General features: G+C 37.2%; 9 protein-coding genes and 1 pseudogene. 5 read left to right on the plus strand and 5 right to left on the minus strand.

Features of this window, described 5'->3' with window-relative positions:
* Positions 1-424: 424 nt before the first annotated feature.
* On the minus strand, positions 425-2674 hold the full coding sequence (gene parC, locus ACFIMC_RS09260; RefSeq protein WP_375671870.1) for a DNA topoisomerase IV subunit A: 2250 nt from the start codon (positions 2672-2674) through the stop codon (positions 425-427).
* Positions 2675-3452: 778 nt separating this feature from the next.
* Positions 3453-5246, minus strand: a complete 1794-nt coding sequence (aspS, locus tag ACFIMC_RS09265) for an aspartate--tRNA ligase (RefSeq protein ID WP_375613090.1) — start codon at positions 5244-5246, stop codon at positions 3453-3455.
* A gap of 132 nt (positions 5247-5378) precedes the next feature.
* Here aspS and rnd point away from each other — a divergent pair, with 132 nt between their 5' ends.
* Complete coding sequence (gene rnd, locus ACFIMC_RS09270; protein ID WP_375671869.1) at positions 5379-6533, plus strand: ribonuclease D; 1155 nt, start codon at positions 5379-5381, stop codon at positions 6531-6533.
* Between the two features lie 643 nt (positions 6534-7176).
* A pseudogene (locus ACFIMC_RS09275) lies at positions 7177-7362 on the plus strand (helix-turn-helix transcriptional regulator).
* A 273-nt stretch (positions 7363-7635) separates the two neighbouring features.
* Here the strand turns inward: ACFIMC_RS09275 and ppx are convergent.
* Both ppx and ACFIMC_RS09285 read right to left on the minus strand, forming a co-directional pair.
* A complete protein-coding gene (gene ppx, locus ACFIMC_RS09280) occupies positions 7636-9153 on the minus strand; it encodes an exopolyphosphatase (RefSeq protein ID WP_375611538.1) in 1518 nt (505 codons plus the stop codon).
* Positions 9154-9159: 6 nt separating this feature from the next.
* Positions 9160-11340, minus strand: coding sequence for an RNA degradosome polyphosphate kinase (locus ACFIMC_RS09285; RefSeq protein ID WP_375613092.1), 2181 nt, complete (start codon positions 11338-11340; stop codon positions 9160-9162).
* A gap of 325 nt (positions 11341-11665) precedes the next feature.
* On the opposite strand from ACFIMC_RS09285, the gene ACFIMC_RS09290 reads away from it, so the two are divergent.
* Positions 11666-11914: a zinc-finger domain-containing protein gene (locus ACFIMC_RS09290; protein WP_375611536.1), complete on the plus strand. Its 249-nt coding sequence runs from the start codon at positions 11666-11668 to the stop codon at positions 11912-11914.
* A gap of 52 nt (positions 11915-11966) precedes the next feature.
* Positions 11967-13214: an FAD-binding protein gene (locus ACFIMC_RS09295; RefSeq protein ID WP_375681003.1), complete on the plus strand. Its 1248-nt coding sequence runs from the start codon at positions 11967-11969 to the stop codon at positions 13212-13214.
* A 191-nt stretch (positions 13215-13405) separates the two neighbouring features.
* On the opposite strand, the gene dnaE is transcribed toward ACFIMC_RS09295, so the two are convergent.
* Positions 13406-16873 carry a DNA polymerase III subunit alpha gene (gene dnaE, locus ACFIMC_RS09300; protein ID WP_375633192.1) on the minus strand — a complete coding sequence of 1156 codons (3468 nt, stop codon included), beginning with the start codon at positions 16871-16873 and terminating at the stop codon, positions 13406-13408.
* Between the two features lie 402 nt (positions 16874-17275).
* On the opposite strand from dnaE, the gene recG reads away from it, so the two are divergent.
* On the plus strand, positions 17276-19384 hold the full coding sequence (recG, locus tag ACFIMC_RS09305; RefSeq protein WP_375633177.1) for an ATP-dependent DNA helicase RecG: 2109 nt from the start codon (positions 17276-17278) through the stop codon (positions 19382-19384).
* Positions 19385-19553 lie beyond the last annotated feature (169 nt).

Genomic DNA, 19553 nt, shown 5'->3' on the forward strand with positions numbered 1-19553 from the left:
AAGATAAACCTATCAGACAAAATAAAACATCTTCAAATAGAACACTCTTGTGTTAAACATTCACATTGTTTGTTTAAAGATACAGCTCTCGAAATATCAAATCATTTCACGACAGCGCCCATAAATGGTATAATGTAAAAAAACAAACATACCTATTGTTGCAACAACTCTTGTCTGTGAAACGGTTTATTAAAAAATATTTTGATTCTTTTCTTCAATAGTTTTTATGAAGACGGGCTGGTCTTTCATCTCATGACAGGCAAACAAACAGTTTTGATTGGTTTAACCTAAACAAGATCGAAATAAGAGAAAAACTTACGCTTTAGGTCTTTCGTTCAATATAAAAAATAATAAATTATCTTTATAAATTAATATCTTACACAATCATAAAACCATAGGGAACTTTCCCATTTATAAAATATATTTAATTGATAAATTTTCCTGATTTTGGAAATCCTCTTGGAACCAAACGCCCGACGCCCGCACGCATTCCCATCCATTCAATGAGATCATCAGCTTGACGGTTAAAGATTCGTTCAGCTGTATCTTGCCAACTTAAGCCTTCTGATAAATTAAAAGTCTTGGCATCAACAACAGCACCTTCTTTATAACGCTGTAAACGAACACCTTTACCGCGATTCATTTCTGGTATTTGTTCAATAGAAAAAATAAGCATTTTACGGTTTTCACCGACTACAGCAACATGATCACCATTTACCGGAACACAAAGCTTTACCTTATCAGGAGCTTTCACATTCATCACTTGCTTTCCTTTTCGTGTATTGGCGATCACTTCTGCAGAAGAAACAATAAAACCATTACCGTGAGATGAAACCAAGAGAAATTTTTCCTCGGCGTGATGCACAAAAGCTGTGAGAACATCGTGCTCATCATCCATATCAACTAAGAGACGAATAGGTTCACCATGTCCCCGCCCTCCAGGTAAATTATTTGCACCAATAGCAAAAAACTTCCCCCCCGTACTGATCAGCACAATCTTGTCGGTCGTAAATGCTGGAAAGGCTAACTTTAAACTGTCTCCTTCTTTAAAAGAAAGTGCTTTATAATCGTTCAAGTGTCCCTTCAAAGCACGCATCCACCCCTTTTCAGAAATAACAATAGTAATCGGTTCTTTTTCGATCATTGCTTGTTGAATATCATCAAGATCATGTCTTGGTGCCTCTTCAAACGTCGTACGTCTTTTCCCCAAGAGTGTTTCAGGCCCAAAAGTGTTTCGAACTTTTTTGATTTCTTCTGAAATTATTTTCCACTGTTTTATAGGAGAAGCTAACAAATTCTGTAGCTTTTCTTTTTCAGCTTTCAAACTTTCAAATTCTTTACGAATTTCAAATTCCTCAAGCTTACGCAAAGAACGCAAGCGCATATTAAGAATAGCTTCAGCTTGATTTTCTGTTAATTCAAACCGATTAATCAGCTTCTTTTTCGGTTCATCCTCTTCACGAATAATCTGAATGACCTCATCGAGATTTAAATAGGCAATAAGATATCCATGAAGAATTTCCAATCGGCTATCAATTTGATCAAGCCGATAATGAGAGCGACGAATAAGCACTTCTTGACGATGTTCAAGCCATTGCTGCAAACTTTCTCGCAAAGAAAGGACATTGGGTATTTTTCCCAAAGACAAAACATTCAGATTAAGGGGAAATCTTACTTCAAAGTCAGTCAATTTAAAAAGAGACTCCATAAGGAGCTCCGGATCAACCGACCGATTTTTAGGAACCAGCACGATTCTGATATCTTCTGCTGATTCATCTTGGATATCCTCAAGCATTGGCAATCGGCGTGCAAGCAATAACTCTGCTGTTTTTTCAATAAGACGTGACTTTTGAATCTGATAGGGAATTTCAGTTACAACAATCACATAAGAACCACGGCTACCAGATTCCTGATGCCAACGTGAACGCAAGCGAAAGAATCCACGCCCAACACGATAGGATTCCTCAATACTTTTTTTAGGTTCAACTAAAATTCCCCCCGTCGGAAAATCAGGACCAAGAACAAATTGATTTAATTCCTCATCATTTACATCGGGATGCGCAATCAAATGGAGTGCTGCATCACAAAGCTCAGCAACATTATGGGGGGGAATAGATGTTGCCATACCAACAGCAATACCAGAAGAACCATTTGCTAAAAGATTAGGGAAAGCTCCTGGTAAAACAACAGGCTCTTCATCTTCCTCATTATAGGTTAAACGAAAATCAATAGCATTCTCATTAATTCCTTCAAGTAACAATGCAGCCACTTCAGTCATACGTGCTTCCGTATAACGCATGGCAGCAGCATTATCACCATCAATATTACCAAAATTGCCTTGCCCATCAACCAACGGATAACGAACAGCAAAACTTTGAGCCAAGCGCACCAAGGCATCATAAATAGACGCATCCCCATGAGGATGAAATTTTCCCATGACATCACCAACAATCCGCGCACATTTCGCATAAGACTGTCCAGGATTTAGTTTGAGAAGATGCATCGCATGAACAATCCGCCGGTGGACCGGCTTCAATCCATCACGTACATCAGGCAATGCACGGTGTGTAATCGTAGAAAGTGCATAAGCCAAATAACGTTCCTGTAAAGCAGAACGTAATTCTATTGGTTCAATATGTTCTTTATCAAAAGGTAAATTCATTTTATCAGACATAGTATTAAAACAACAATTCCCACAATAATAAGAAATTATTTTATAGGATTTATTTAATGAAATCTTCTATGAGTCGACTTTTTTATTAAAAGTCAATTACATAAAAACAAACGCTGCAATTAGAACATGAACAGAAAATTATATCAATTTGAAAAATTTATACATGTCCTTCCCCCCTTGTCCTAAGTAATTTATTGAAAGCTTTGTCAAATTCGACGATAATTTAACTGCCCACAAAGAGTTATTTCATCTTTTCTGAAATGACAAAAGCACCTTTCAAACATCATCTTTTATTATAAAGATAAATTGTATAACAACCCCATTCAGTTTTTCTACGAAAAACCAAAAAAATGTTCAAAACTTATGAAATTTAAACTTTTCAGAGTAAGTCCATAGAATGGAAAACCACATTATTCTCATAAAAACGAAGAGACACAATTCTCTGCTACAACGTTGTAAAAACTTCAATAAAAAATAAATAATATATTGACATATAAAGATAATTAATTTTTTTCAACTAAAATGAGGCTCCCGAATATTATAGAATTCTTTTATTTCTAATTTATTCATGATCAAGCAATTATAATTATTTCCTCACCTATCACAAGGGGAAAAGCCACTATAGAAACAAGGAATAAAAATGCCTCATAAAGAATCAACACAATAGCGTTTTGCCTATCTAAATTTCACAAATAGTACACGCACACACCGTTGACTCTTGAAAGGCATCAAAACTTCACTCTACGTAGAAAAAGACGAAAACAATCCATTATCAACTTTATGAGCTATTTTTGTGAGTAGGAGCCATGCGGATTCCTAAATCACGTAATTGTGTAGGAGAAACATCAGACGGAGCGCTCATTAAAAGATCAAGCGCCTGTTGGTTCATAGGGAATAAAGCAACTTCACGCAAATTTTTAACACCTTGTAACAGCATAATAATGCGGTCAATTCCCGCAGCCATGCCACCATGTGGCGGAGCCCCATAATGGAATGCACGATAAAGACCACCGAAACGATCTTTCACAACTTCCTTAGAAAGTCCTACAAGTTCAAAAACTTTAAGCATCATTTCTGGTAAGTGATTACGAATTCCACCTGATGCAATTTCATAACCATTGCAAACAAGATCATATTGAAAAGCTTTAATAGTAAGAGGATCTTGGCAGGCAAGGGCATTTTCTCCCCCTTGAGGCATGGAAAAAGGATTATGTCCAAAATCAATCTTTTTTTCATCTTCATTCCATTCAAAAAATGGAAAATCAACAATCCACGCCAAAGAGAAACTATCTCTATCAAGAAGATCTAATTCTTCCCCTACCCTTGTGCGTGCTGCTCCGGCAAAAGATGAAAACTTTTTTGGATCGCCAGCTACAAAAAAACAGGCATCCCCACTTTCAAGACCAAGCTGTATACGGATTGCTTCAGTCCTCTGTTCACCAATATTTTTGGCGATAGGCCCTGCTCCTTCAAATTTTCCTTCTTCTTCACGCCAGAAAATATAGCCGAGCCCTGGTTGCCCCTCGCCTTGTGCCCATACATTCATACGATCACAAAAAGCACGACTTCCACCCGTTTTAGCTGGAATAGCCCACACTTGTGCATTCTCATCATTCGCTAAAATTTGAGCAAAGACTTTGAAACCAGAATTATAAAAATGCTGAGAAACATCTTCCATAATGATCGGATTACGCAGATCAGGCTTATCAGAACCATATTTTCGCATTGCTTCATCATAGGAAATGCGAGGAAAGCTTTGTGTCACAGTCTTTCCATCTGCAAATTCTTCAAAAATAGAACGCATAATAGGTTCCATAGTTGCTAAAACATCTTCTTGCTCAACAAAACTCATTTCAACATCTAATTGATAAAATTCACCAGGAAGACGGTCGGCCCTTGGATCTTCATCTCTAAAACATGGAGCAATCTGAAAATAACGATCAAAACCTGACATCATCAACAACTGTTTATATTGCTGTGGCGCTTGCGGTAACGCATAAAATTTTCCCTGATGAACACGACTTGGAACCAAAAAATCACGTGCGCCTTCCGGCGATGAAGCTGTCAAAAGTGGCGTCGTAAATTCCGTAAAACCATTATTTTGCATAGCTCGTCTCATAGCCGCAATAATTTCAGTCCGACGCATGATATTTTTGTGCATAGTCTCCCGACGCAAATCAAGAAAACGATATTTTAATCGAATATCTTCTGGATAATCAGGCTCACCAAAAACCGGTAAAGGAAGCTCATCAGATTTTGAAAGAATTTCTACCTCTTGTGCAAAAATTTCAATCTCACCTGTTGGAAGCGTTGCATTAATAACCTCATCAGAACGAGCACATACCTCCCCATCCACACGAATAACCCATTCAGAACGCACTTTTTCAATAACTTTAAAAGCTGGTGAAGCAGGGTCAGCAACAATTTGTGTGATTCCAAAATGATCACGTAAATCCACAAAAAGAATCCCTCCATGATCACGAACACGATGAACCCACCCCGAAAGACGAACTTGTGTTCCTACATCACATCTACGAAGAGCCGCACAATGATGACTGCGATAACGGTGCATGTTTTTTGCCTTTGATTATAATATTCACATGCGCTACAAACGCTTTTTAATAACCATTTGTCAAGATATGAGAATAAAAACTCAAAAATAAAGTCAATAAAGCACAAATTTAATTTATCGAATTATAATAAAATGATGAATCTTATTACACAAACAACAGATCTTGAAATTGCACTTAACGCTCTACGTACCTCTGATTTTGTAACAGTCGATACTGAGTTTATCCGCGAAACAACTTTTTGGCCTCAACTGTGTTTAATCCAGCTTGCATCACCAGATGTCACAGTTTTGATTGATCCCCTAGCACCAGATATTGATTTACAACCTTTTTTTGACCTTATGATCGATAAAAAAGTTGTAAAAGTTTTTCATGCTGCGCGCCAAGATATTGAAACAATTTATCATCTTGGAGGTGTTATTCCTTCCCCTCTCTTTGATACGCAAATAGCAGGATCAATTTGTGGATTTGGTGATTCTATCTCCTATGATCAAATTGTACAACGCTGTACAGGGCATCATCTTGATAAATCCTCCCGCTTTACAGACTGGAGTTACCGCCCTTTGTCTGAAAAACAACTGCTCTATGCACTTTCCGATGTAACTTACTTAAGAGATGTTTACTTGTTATTGAAAAAAAGGTTAGAGAAAAATCAACGAGCTCACTGGATGGATGATGAAATAACAATCCTTTTAAATCCTAAAACCTATGATATGCCAGAAGATGAAGCATGGAAAAAAGTGAAAGGAAAAATTAAAAAGCCACGTGAACTTGCTGTATTACAAAAGATAGCAGCTTGGCGGGAACGTGAAGCACGAAAATACAATATGCCACGTCGTCATATCATAAAAGATGAATGTCTTATAGAAATAGCAACCCAACAACCAAAAGATGAATCTGCATTAAAACGGTTGCGCAGTCTTAATAAGAATTGGGATAAACTCTCAATTGCTCAATCATTAATCAAAGCTGTCCACGAAGGCTTAGAAGTGGATCTTTCTACTTTACCCCCCATTCCTAAACATAATCCACTCAATGATACGACAGCCGCTGTTATCAATCTGCTCAAAGTGTTATTAAAAATTGTTGCAAATGAAAACAGCATTGCCCCTAAAATTATTGCAACATCTAATGATTTAGAAAAAATTGCCAATGGAGGAATAAAGAAAAATATTCCCGCTATGAATGGCTGGCGCTATGAAATATTTGGTAAAAAAGCCGAACAACTGCTAAAGGGCCAGATAGGGTTTTACTTTAACGATGGAAAAATAAGCACAAAACAGCTTTAATTTACATTTTCATTTTGAAAAATCCATTACGCTACTCATTATCTACATCAATTGGTATGCCCTATAGGCCAACGCAAACAGGATAAATAAAGCCTACTTCTGACAAAGTTAAAAAATTAAATAGTAAACTCTTATTAAAATGATAGCTAAATCTTTATCAGGTCAATTAAATAGAAATCCCATTAAAAATAATCTAAAAAAACAGACAGTTCCTTATTTAAAAGTTTTGAAAAAAAAAGTTCTGATAATAAAAGCGCATTCATTACAAAAATAGCAGCCTAGAAATAGGAACAAACAAAGATATAATGCCTCACGTCACCATATCGTATTAAAAACTACCAAGATTGCAATCTAACAATCAAAAACGAGCCAGCATAACAACTAAAATACCTAACAAAAGCAATATATTGATTTCTAACGATAATCTAGCGTTATTTATATTGAATTAGACCTCCGAATATCGTAAGATTCTCTCATTCCATCTCAATAAGACTCATAAAGTTTCACATAAGAAATTATATGATAAAGCGCTGTTTTTTATAAATTAAACACCTTTCAAAGGATTCGAAAATCATGGTTAATAAATAGTTGTGATTTATTTCTATTTTTTATAGTGAAAGGATTTTATAATGACTGAAATGATATTCTTTTGACAGACCGTGAAAGTGCAAAACTGTTTCATATGAGTATTTCAACATTCCAGCGTCATGTAACCAATGGATCTCTCCCAAAATCTTTAAAACTTGTTTTTTATCGCGTTGGTTACAATCGTAATCTTATTAAGATAATCGAGCAAGCTAAACAGAAACGTTATAACGACGCAGCATAAAAAGAAAACCTTTTCACGTAAAAATGGACAAAACTTTTCATTTTCACATGAAGCTTATGAAGTGAAAAATCCATCCTGTGATGCAAGTAACAGAATAAAAAATTATGTTTTCTTTTATGAATGCTCAGGCATTACAAATGCTTTGCGTGGTGTCTAGCATGGGCGTTATGGAACAAGTCCTATTGTCCAGCTCATGATGATAGGCTACCTAGTTTATCCCTCGTCAATGGCCCTATTATTAAGACATAAAACACGAATAAATTAGGAAAAAAATCAAAAAATTTCAAAAGCGAGAGGTTGTTTTATTATTTTTGATAACTTCTGTAATCGTCCAAGAGGACGTTCTCCTAATAACCCAGCGTAATTCTTTGGGATCTGCAGGATAATATGATCTGCTTTTTTATGCCACAATAAATGAGGTAAAATTCCTGCAACAGAAGCACTAAAAAGATGAGCAATACGCATAGTTTCGCCAAGAATACGTGCTTTTTCAATTATATTTTGAGTTGCTAATTGAAAAATGGGAAGAGATTCTTTATCAACCAATAAACTCGTATTGCGAAAAAAAACAGCAAGTGCCGCATAAAGGCGCCCTTCATGAGAAATTCCTGGATAAGATCCTAAAGCTATTTGATTTGCTGCTTCATTGCCTCGATAATCTGGATGTATACGCCAACCAATATCCGCAAGAAGACAAGCGGCTTGACGATAACGGCATTCATTTTCGGTTTCTGAAATTCCAAAAACTTCAAAAGCATTCGTCGTAAAATCAATGAGTTCTTCTGCTTGTTTTGGTGAACGTGCCCGTAAAATAGCCATTTCTGTGCATGCTGCAATGAGAGGATCTGAAAGTCGAATCGCCTGCGGCAATCGTGAATAAAGAAAACCTTCACGAACGCCAGCACCAGAAAAGATTATCTTTTCAAACTCCATACACTGAATGAGTTCAATAAGAACTATTGCCCCATAAGATAAAAGTTTTCGACGGTTCTGAGAAACCGCTGCAATCCCTCTCATATTATCAATATTGCCACGTGCTACAAGACGTAAAAAGTTCTCCATTTCAACAGCATCAACTTCATAGCCATGCATAACAGGGAGCCGATAGTGTTTCATTGCCATATGGAGTTTTGCCAAATTACGCCATGTCCCCCCTACTGCATAAAAATAACGTGCTATACCTTTACGAGCACGAACAACAGACGATTTATAAAATTGCTCATGTACAATTTTTGTAGCTACAGCACTATCATTATTTGACATATACTGTAGCCTTAAACCACCCAATGGGAGCGTTATCCCTTCACCAACATCAGAATGATCAATATCAATCAGCTCAAGACTTCCACCACCAAGATCCCCAGAAATACCTTTTGGTTGATAAAAAGTAGACACAACTCCATATGCTGAATACATAGCTTCTTCACTTCCTGAAAGAAGATATATTTTATTTTGCAAAATATCTTCAGCATGCTGAATAAATGCTACGCCATTCTGTGCATCTCGTGCTGCTGCTGTTGCTAAAGTATAGACCTCATCTGCCCCAATCTGTCGACAAAGCGTACGAAACCGTTTCAGTGTTTGCAACGCCATTTTCATCGATTTTTCTTCTAAAAATCCTGTTTTCGCCACACCATGACCGAGACCACAAAGAATCTTTTCATTAAATAAAACTGTTGGTGATCGAACAAGCCCCTCATAAATAACCAACCGAACAGAATTTGAGCCAATGTCAATAACAGCAACAGGCTTACGCCCTTTTAACCGACCTTGAGCATCTCTATATGTCATTGGATTTTAGTCTTTATGTATTTCGGCTTGTTGCCGATGCAACGCAACCAAGCGCGAAACAGAAGACTCAAAAGACTCATTTTCCCCCGCAAAACTTGTATTGGCCATAAAATACTCCTGCGCATTAAATAGACTTTCACCTATCTGCGGTGTAATACGTTTTGATGTTCCATCCTTAAGTATATCAAAGCTTTGTTGATTATCAATGATATTAGCTAACATAATCTGTAAAAGAATTTTTTGACGCACTATTTTATTAAAAACCGGAACCAATATTTCAATACGATAGTCCAAATTACGAGGCATCATATCAGCAGAGCCTAAGTAAACGAGTGCATTTTCATTAGGCAAATCTTGACCATTCCCAAAGCAAAAAATGCGACTATGTTCAAGAAAACGCCCGACAATTGATTTTACACGAATATTATCCGAAATTCCTAGAATACCAGGACGTAAACAACATATCCCCCGCACAACCAAATCAATTTGCACCCCTGCTTGACTGGCACGATATAAAGCATCAATAATTTCAGGATCAACCAATGCATTAACTTTCATCCAAATAGCAGCAAACCTTCCCTGTTGTGCATGAACAATTTCTCCCTCAATATGCTCTAAGATACGACCACGCAGTGTTAAGGGTGAAAAAGCAATCTTCATTGTTTCATTTGGACGCTCATATTGCGCAATATAATTGAATAATAACGCAACATCATGAGCGATATCATCATCCGTGGAAAAAAAAGAAAGATCGGTATAAGTTTTAGCATTAATGGGATGATAATTTCCTGTTCCAAGATGAACATAAGAGCGAAGACGTTTTCCCTCACGTCTCACAACTAATGACATCTTAGCATGCGTTTTTAATGCAATAAAACCAAAAATAACTTGAACCCCAGCACATTCAAGATCCCTAGCCCAACGAATATTTGCTTCCTCATCAAAACGTGCTTTAAGTTCTACCAAAGCAGTCACAGACTTTCCCTGTTCAGCCGCTTTAATCAAAGCGCCAACAATTGGACTATCATTTGATGTACGATAAAGTGTTTGTTTTATTTCTACAACATCAGGATCGCAAGCAGCTTGACGTAAAAATTGGACAACAACATCAAATGTCTCATAGGGGTGATGAATCACAATATCATTTTCACGAATAGCCGCAAAACAATCCCCTTTATGTTTACGAATACATTCTGGAACACGAGAAATATAAGGAATAAATTTAAGATCATCGCGGGGAATAGAAACAATTTCTGATACCGTATTAAGCGCTAAAAATCCGTCAAGGACATTAATACAATTATCAGGAACAGCGAGACTATTCGCTATAAATTGGCGTAAACTCTCTGGCATTTTTGCGTCAAACTCAACTCGAATAACCTGCCCACGGCGCCGCCTTTTAAGAGCAGTTTCAAAAAAATGAACAAGATCCTCAGCTTCTTCTTCTACTTCAATATCACTATCTCGGATTATTCTAAATGTACCAATTTCTTTAACCTCATAGTTAGGAAATACATATTTAATAAAAAGGCAAATAACATCTTCAGATGCAATAAAACGAAAATGATTGCCTTCTTGAGGAAGAAGAATAAAACGCCTTAAAAGCATTGAAATAGATAACAACACTGTGTGTGAATTCTGATCAGTTTCTCCAGACAATTGAAGCCCAATAGAAAGCCCTAAATTAGGAATAAATGGAAAAGGATGAGTAGAATCAACAGGTAAAGGTTTTAAAACAGGAAAAATTGTCTCAAGAAAATATTTTTCAAGCCATGATTTTTCAATTTCTGAAAGATCATCAGAACAAATAATTTCAATATCATTCTTTTTTAATTCATCACGTAAAACATTCAATTCTCGTAGTTGGTGAGCCTGCAGCTTTGAAATCTCAGCTAATACAATATCAAGTTGTTCCTGTGGAGTGTGCCCATCTGCACTGCACGCTGTAACGCGAGCACGAATTTGAGCTGCTAGTCCTGCAACACGAACCATAAAAAACTCATCAAGATTTGCAGCTGAAATAGAAAGAAATTGTAGACGTTCTAATAAAGGATGTTTCGAATTAGCCGCTTCCATCAAAACACGATTATTAAATTGTAGCCATGAAAACTCTCGATTAATAAATCGTACCGGATTTTTCATTGTTATATTCGATATAGAAATTTTATCTACCACCCTCTGTTCCATATATCCTAAATAATTTTCTTTTATATTTTCTAAAATCCTTGACGAAATATCTCACATAACATTTGATAATATGTTATCATCATAATAATATATCAATGCCTAACTTCCCTCATCATTTTTCCATTTAATATTTAAAAGTACTTGGAATTATTGCTATGCGCAAAGCACTAAAAGTAAGACAACTATTCTAATATAGCATAAAAGAAGAGAAATTTGTCTTAAAAAGCATCTTGCATTATTATACGCTTTATTACAAACTCACGCCTATAAAATAGAAGAGCCCAATCATAGCTGATGAGAAAATTTATTCTGGAGTTTGTATGCCATGGCTGATCACAATATTCCTCATTTCCAAAATGACCTTGGATATAAAACAATCGAAATTGGTGTGAAAGAATTTATGTGTGTAGGCGCTACACACCCATTCGATCATCCTCATATCTTTATCGATATGGGAGCAGCAGATGAGAAAATTTGCCCTTACTGCTCAACCCTTTATCGTTATGTTCCCTCGCTATCATACGATCAAACAAACCCAACAGGATGCTTATATCATCCAGAAAAGCTATTATAATTGCGTTTTTTGGCTTTCTTAATAACCCCTCTTTTAATTCTGCTTGTTTAATATGAAATCATTTGTGGAACAATCACCCATCATCGTTGGAGGAGGAATTGCTGGTTTAAGCACTGCTTTAGCACTCGCTCATAAAGGAATTGCAAGCACCATTATCGAAAAGTGTAAGCAACTTGAAACGATAGGCGCTGGTATTCAACTGACACCAAATGCAACATCTATTCTTGCTCGCTGGAAACTTCTTAACAAACTCACTGAAGTCGCGACAATCCCATATTTTCTTGAGTTAAAAGATGGATTATCTTTAAAAATACATCTACGGGCTCATCTTATTAATCTAACAGAAAAATATTGGAAAGCCCCTTATATGACGATTCACCGCGCGGCTTTACAAAAAATTTTATATAATGCAGTGATTGAAAATCCTTTGATCAAATACAAAGCAGGCGAAACGATTGTATCTTCTACCCAATCGGCAACCAACATTAAAATCACGACAATAAAAACAGATACGGCAACAGAACAGCTTTATTCAACGCCCCTCTTGATCGGATGTGATGGCGTTTGGTCAACATTACGGCAACAATCTCCTTTTCATGAAAAAGCAAATTTTAGTGGCTTTATTGCTTGGCGTGCAACAACAACATCTGATAATCTTCCTCAAAACTTTCGTTCTTCATTGCAAAATATGAAGACAATTACGGCTTGGATGGGATCAAAAAATCATCTTGTTGTCTACCCCATTCAATCGTCAGAAAAAATTTTTAATTTTGTCGCCATTACGCATGGAGAAAATTCAAAAGAAGGATGGGCCCATAAAGGAGATAAAGAAAAACTCAAATCTCTTTTTAAAGATTGGAATTCAAAAATCTTAGAAATCTTTGATCATATTGATGAATGGAGCTATTGGCCACTCTTTCAAATGAAACAAAATCGTTTTATCGGTTTAGAGAGACAAGTATTTGTTGGCGATTGCGCACATGCTGCCTTACCTTTTGCAGCACAAGGTGCCGCTATGGCAATCGAAGATGCCGCCACATTAGCAAAAGCACTTTCATTGAAAGATTTTTCATTAACGAAAGCACTTTCGCTTTACGAAACAATACGCACCCCCCGTATTGCAGCAGTAAAAAAACGCGCAGATTTCAATAGATTAGCCTATCACGCAACCGGTCCCATAGCAATTGCACGCAATCTCATGATGAAAATTCGTACACCAGAGAGCATTATGTCAGATCTCAATTGGCTTTACATGTATGATGCGATGAATTCTATAAAAAATAATGATAAAAACTTATAAAATTCTTCCGGCACTTTGAATATTACGAAAGAACGAGATTTTTTTAATTTTATGACACTAAAAAATATCATAATTTACTCAAATAAAAGCAATATTTTTCGAAATCTACAATCCGATTTTAAAAGCTCAATTTTTAGCTCTCCTAAAAGCAAAAACACCACTCAAAATCAGCTCCCATCTTTAATCTTTCTTTAACTCAATTCTACATCAACAACACCCTGAATTAATTTCATAGCATTTGCGACATGTGAATTTACCTTATATCGCTTAGGAAGCGCAATTTCGACTTCTCGCAATTCATCCTCTTGAATTAAAATAAGCCCAACCTCTCCATTCCCCCCAAGATTTAAATTTTGTTCAATTTGTGGAAGCATATCAACTGTTTTTATAAAGAGACGCATCATTTTATGCTGTTGTAATGATTCATTTTCCAAAGACTGAATTGTTTCAATTCGCAAACTAACTCCTTCAGAACGATTTTCTGCGCTCACCGTAATAATAAAAGATTTTCCGGGTTCTAGCATCTCTTCATAATCCGAGAGTGCCTCAGAAAAGAGAACTGCTTCATATTGTCCACTTGTATCAGAAAAATGAATAATTCCCATTTTTTTACCAGATTTTGTTTTGCGCACGCTTTTTCCCACAACAGTTCCAGCAAGCCGTGCAGCTGTTGCTCCCCCTTTAACGGCATTGGCAAAATTACCCCAAGTCTGAATGCGTTTTTTGTCCAGAATAGCTTGATACTCCTCCAAAGGATGCGCAGAAAAGTAAAAACCTATAGCTTGAAATTCTCGATAAAGTTTCTCAGCCGGCAACCAAGGGGTTGTTTGCGATAAAATCAATGGTTCTTTTAATCCGCCTGCCATTCCAAATATATCAACCTGCCCGCTAGAATTGTCATCGAGAATACGAAGTGCACGCGCATGAAGGGTTCCAAGATTGGCTAATAAAACCTCACGTGCAATGTTAAAACAATCAAAAGCACCAGCACAAACTAAACTTTCCATCGCACGCTTATTAACAATACGAGGATCAACGCGCGCACAAAAATCTTCCAAATCCTTAAAAATCTTATTCCCACGACAAGAAACAATATGATCTACAACAGTTTCTCCCACACCTTTAATGGCAGCAAGAGAATAATAAATACTGTTATCACCAACCTCAAAAACACGATGAGATGTTTGTATAGAAGGTGCAATAACTTCAATACCCAACCTTAATGCTTCGCGTCGAAAATCATTGAGCTTATCTGTATTCGTCATATCATATGTCATTGAAGCAGCTAAAAACTCAACGGGATAGTTTGCTTTCATATAAGCTGTTTGGTAAGAAACAATTGCATAAGCAGCAGCGTGCGATTTATTAAAACCATAATCGGCAAATTTTGCTAAAAGATCAAAGATAATATCAGCTTGATCTTTATCCACACCACCTGCAACAGCTCCATTGATAAAACGCGTACGCTGTTTTTGCATTTCAGCATGAATTTTTTTCCCCATAGCACGACGTAGTAAATCAGCTTCTCCAAGCGAATAGCCAGCAAGAACCTGAGCAATCTGCATCACCTGTTCTTGATAGACAATAACACCTTGTGTTTCTTTAATCAGATGATCTATCTTAGGATGAATAGAAGAAATTTCCTCTTCCCCATGTTTGCGTGCATTATAGGTTGGAATATTCTCCATTGGACCTGGACGATAAAGTGCAACCAGCGCAATAATATCTTCAATACGGTCTGGCTTCATTCCAATCAACGCCTTGCGCATACCAGAACTTTCCACCTGAAACACGCCAACCGTTTCACCACGTGCCATCATAGCATAGGTTGCTTCATCATTCAGAGGAATATTTGATAAATCTATTTTAGTCCCCTTTCTGGCAACAAAATCGACTGCCATTTTCAAAACAGTAAGCGTTTTTAATCCAAGAAAATCAAATTTTACCAGCCCCGCCTGTTCCACATATTTCATGTTAAATTGTGTAACAGGCATATCAGAACGAGGATCACGATACATCGGGACAAGCTCCCAAAGTGGACGATCTCCGATAACAATCCCAGCAGCATGAGTTGAAGCATGACGATAAAGTCCCTCCAACTGAAGTGCTATATCTAATGTGCGGACAACAACGGGATCTTTTTTCTTTTCCTCTTCAAATTTAGGTTCATCCTTAATAGCATCAGCTAATTCTACCTGACTTCCTGGCGTGGCAGGAATTAATTTTGTAAGATAATCCACCTGACGATAAGGAACTTCTAAAACACGCCCCACATCACGCAAAACTGCACGTGCCTGTAACTTACCAAAGGTAATAATTTGAGCAACTTGATCACGTCCATATTTTTTTTGAACATATTGAATAACTTCTTCGCGCCGCTCTTGACAAAAGTCGATATCAAAATCTGGCATCGAAACACGATCTGGGTTGAGAAAACGTTCAAAGAGAAGAGAAAACCGCAAGGGATCCACATCAGTAATTGTCAATGCATAAGCAACAAGTGAACCAGCACCAGAACCCCGTCCTGGTCCAACGGGAATGTCATGAACCTTTGCCCATTTTATGAAATCTGAAACGATAAGAAAATATCCAGAAAATTGCATACGCGTAATAACTGAAATTTCATAATCAAGCCGCTGTTCATAATCTGCAATCGTATACCCTTCAGCCAACCCTATTGTTTCAAGCCGCATCTTCAAACCAGCTTTAGCCTGATTTAACAACTCACTATCTTCTATTTCTAAAGTAGTTTCTGAATTAACAGATTGTTCTATAAAACGAGGCAATATCGGTTTTCGAAGAGGCGAGGCAATATGACAACGCAATGCAATTTCAACACTATTTTCCAAAGCTTCTGGAAGATCAGAAAACAGTGTAACCATTTCATCTTGTGACTTCAAATAATGATCTGGCGTCACACGTTTGCGATCTGGATTAGAGACAATTTGTCCTTCTGAAACAGCCATCAGCGCATCATGCGCTTCATACCCTTCTCTTTTCAGAAAAAAGGCTTCATTCGTTGCAACAAGAGGAATTTCATGCGCATAAGCCAATTCAATAAGATCAGCTTCTACACTCCGGTCATAAGAACTATGCCGTTGTAACTCCACATAAAGACGATCCGCAAAAGATTTTTTCAAATAAATTAAGCGCTCAACAGCGTGTTCTTTTTTCTCTTCCGCCAAAGAAAGATTAATAGGTCCTCCCTTTCCACCCGTTAAAGCGATTATTCCTTCACTGTGTTCTGACAACCAATCAGCTTTAATATGAGGAGGATCAGTATCACACTTATCAAGATAAGCACGGCTCACAAGACGAACCAAATGAGCATAACCGGTTTCGCTAGCTGCCAAAAGAACAATAGAGCAAAAATCAGAAGGATTACGCCATTTAGCCAAACGTGAATGATCATTTTCATCACAAAAATCAACAGTAAGCTGACAACCAATAATAGGTTGGACCCCATGAGAAAGACAATGCTGTGAAAATTCCAAAGCACCAAATAAATTATTGGTATCGGTAATAGCAACCGCTGGTGCATGATCTGAAATCGTCTGTTGAATAATTTGGGGGATTTTTAAAGCCCCTTCGAGCAAGGAATAAGCTGAATGCACTCTCAAATGAATAAAGCGAGGAAGAGAATTTTTGTTCTCTTGCATTTGCATTTTATTTTTTACCACTCTCACAATTTCCCACTACAAAATAAATGCTAAACAGCAGCCCTTATAAAAGAAAAAACTTCTGTTTATCATCAAACTTTAAAGCTATAAATTCATCATCCTACATAGGAGCAATATCCCAATTTTATTAATATTTATAAGAGAGTTCTATCAAGAAAATGCTTCTATTCACAGCAAATAAACACCTAAAATAAAAAGAAAAACAATATACCTCATCTAAGCACTTTAATTTTTGACCATTTAATTGTATTTTTCTTTAAATATTAATTTCTCTTCCTAAAGTTCAATGTGTAAATAAAGCAACCTCCTCTTTATGACTTTATCCCCAAAAAGCTCTTCTAAAGGTCTAGAAAAAACAAAAAGGGCAGGTTAAATTTGCTCATGCCTCCAAGTCTTCTTACCCCACTTTTTAATTCTATCCGAACTCTTTCTGGTATTACACCTAAAGTCTATGGTTTATTGACCAAACTCTTAGATGTTAATCCCACACAACGCGAAGCAACCCTTATTGACCTTCTTCAATTAATGCCCCATTCCGTTATAGACCGCAGAATGCGTCCCAACATTACTTGTGCAAAAGAAGGAGATACTGTTACGCTCGAAATTATCATCGATCAGCATCAACCACCACCCCGTGGTCACAACCGAATTCCCTATCGTGTTATTGCCCATGATCAGACAGGAAAAATAAATTTAGTCTTTTTTCATGCTCAACCTCTTTGGCTAAAAAAACAACTCCCCGAAGGAAAAAAAGTCATTATATCAGGAAAAGTTGAATGGTTTAATGGACAGCTTTCAATGGCGCATCCAGACTATATTGCCCCAAGCGAACAATCAAATCAGATACCTCTCATCGAACCTGTCTATCCCTCTACTGCAGGACTAACTGTAAAGACACTAAGACGCGCCATACAAAACGCTCTTGATTTTATTCCTCTTCTACCAGAATGGATAGATGAAAATGTAAAAAAGCAGCAAAATTTTCCTTCTTTTTCTGTTGCTTTACGCCGTATCCATGCGCCCATTAACCCCAATGATCTATCCTTAGAAAGTACAGCACGCAAACGTCTTGCCTATGATGAATTGCTCGCTTGTCAATTGGCACTAGGACTCGTGCGTTTGAAAACTAAATCTCTTGTTGGCACTTCTCGACCATCAACAGGAATTTATACTAAAAAATTGCTCAATATCCTCCCCTTTCAACTCACAACCGGACAAAAAAAAGCAGTAGAAGATATCGCAAATGATCTTGCTTCACCAGAACCGATGCTAAGACTACTTCAAGGTGATGTAGGCGCAGGAAAAACTGTTGTTGCATTGATGGCAATGGCACAAATTGCTGAAAATTCAGGACAATCAGCTTTAATGGCACCAACTGAAGTGCTTGCTAGGCAACATTTTGCCACCATCGCTCCTCTTGCCAAAAAGGTCGGATTACAAACAACGCTTTTAACAGGACGAGAAAAAGGGAAATTGCGGACAAATATCGTGAATGATATTCTGTCAGGTCAAGTTTCTATTGTCATCGGAACCCATGCTCTCATACAAAACAGTGTTACTTATAATAATCTCGCTTTAACCATTATCGATGAACAACACCGTTTTGGTGTCCATCAACGTATCGCTCTTACAGAAAAAGGTAATAAAGCTGATATGCTGGTTATGACCGCCACGCCCATTCCGCGCACACTTGTCTTAACAGCTTTTGGTGATATGGATGTATCTAAAATTACCGAAAAACCAATGGGACGACAACCCATTACAACAGCAACGCTTTCTTTGAAACGTCTTCATGAGCTTATAGAGAGAATCGCAATTGCATTAGAAAAAGGAGAGAAGCTCTATTGGATTTGTCCTTTAGTGGAGGAATCGACAGCTCTTGATCTCACTTCAATTGAAAACCGCTTTGCATTTCTCCATGAGTGCTTTGGAGCACACGTTGGTATGATCCATGGAAAAATGTCTACAGCAGAAAAAGAAGCCGCTATGGCATCTTTTAAATGTGGAAATACACGTATTTTAGTTGCAACCACAGTCATTGAAGTGGGAGTAGATATTCCAGATGCTTCGATCATTATCATCGAACACGCGGAACATTTTGGCCTTTCACAATTGCACCAATTACGTGGACGTGTAGGACGAGGCGATAAAAAATCTTCCTGCATTTTGCTCTATAAAGATCCACTGACTAAAACAGCAGCAACACGCCTTAATATTATCCGCAATACAGAAGATGGTTTTGAAATTGCTGAAGAAGATTGGCGCCTACGAGGCGAAGGAGAACTTTTAGGTACAAAACAATCCGGAGTCCCTGAATTTCATATAGCAAACCTTGCAGTTCATAGCGATCTTTTGTCAATGGCAAGAAAAGATGCTCGTTTATTTTTACAACGCGATCCTCATCTTTCTTCTGAGCAAGGACAAGCTTTACGGTTGCTCCTTTATCTTTTCGGACACAACGATGCTGCACGCCTCTTACGAGCAGGATAACAAAAACCCTCTAATAAAAAACTTAAATACCTCTCTGTTCAAATATGATTTTCTCTTAGAATTACCCATAAATGATCTACGCAGTCTCTTACCATCTTTATGCTTCATGAACGAATAACAAATCAACTGCATTAAAACAGTAGAAGCAATATTGCGTCTTTTTTTACCA

This window comes from Bartonella sp. AP21QHHD (assembly GCF_042196205.1).
Classification (GTDB): Bacteria; Pseudomonadota; Alphaproteobacteria; order Rhizobiales; family Rhizobiaceae; genus Bartonella.

Excerpts from the sequence above, each read along its gene's own strand:
- parC (WP_375671870.1), bottom strand. The coding sequence starts at position 2,674 with ATGTCTGATAAAATGAATTTACCTTTTGATAAAGAACATATTGAACCA.
- aspS (WP_375613090.1), bottom strand. The coding sequence starts at position 5,246 with ATGCACCGTTATCGCAGTCATCATTGTGCGGCTCTTCGTAGATGTGAT.
- rnd (WP_375671869.1), top strand. The coding sequence starts at position 5,379 with ATGATGAATCTTATTACACAAACAACAGATCTTGAAATTGCACTTAAC.
- ppx (WP_375611538.1), bottom strand. The coding sequence starts at position 9,153 with ATGACATATAGAGATGCTCAAGGTCGGTTAAAAGGGCGTAAGCCTGTT.
- ACFIMC_RS09285 (WP_375613092.1), bottom strand. The coding sequence starts at position 11,340 with ATGGAACAGAGGGTGGTAGATAAAATTTCTATATCGAATATAACAATG.
- ACFIMC_RS09290 (WP_375611536.1), top strand. The coding sequence starts at position 11,666 with ATGGCTGATCACAATATTCCTCATTTCCAAAATGACCTTGGATATAAA.
- ACFIMC_RS09295 (WP_375681003.1), top strand. The coding sequence starts at position 11,967 with ATGAAATCATTTGTGGAACAATCACCCATCATCGTTGGAGGAGGAATT.
- dnaE (WP_375633192.1), bottom strand. The coding sequence starts at position 16,873 with ATGCAAGAGAACAAAAATTCTCTTCCTCGCTTTATTCATTTGAGAGTG.
- recG (WP_375633177.1), top strand. The coding sequence starts at position 17,276 with ATGCCTCCAAGTCTTCTTACCCCACTTTTTAATTCTATCCGAACTCTT.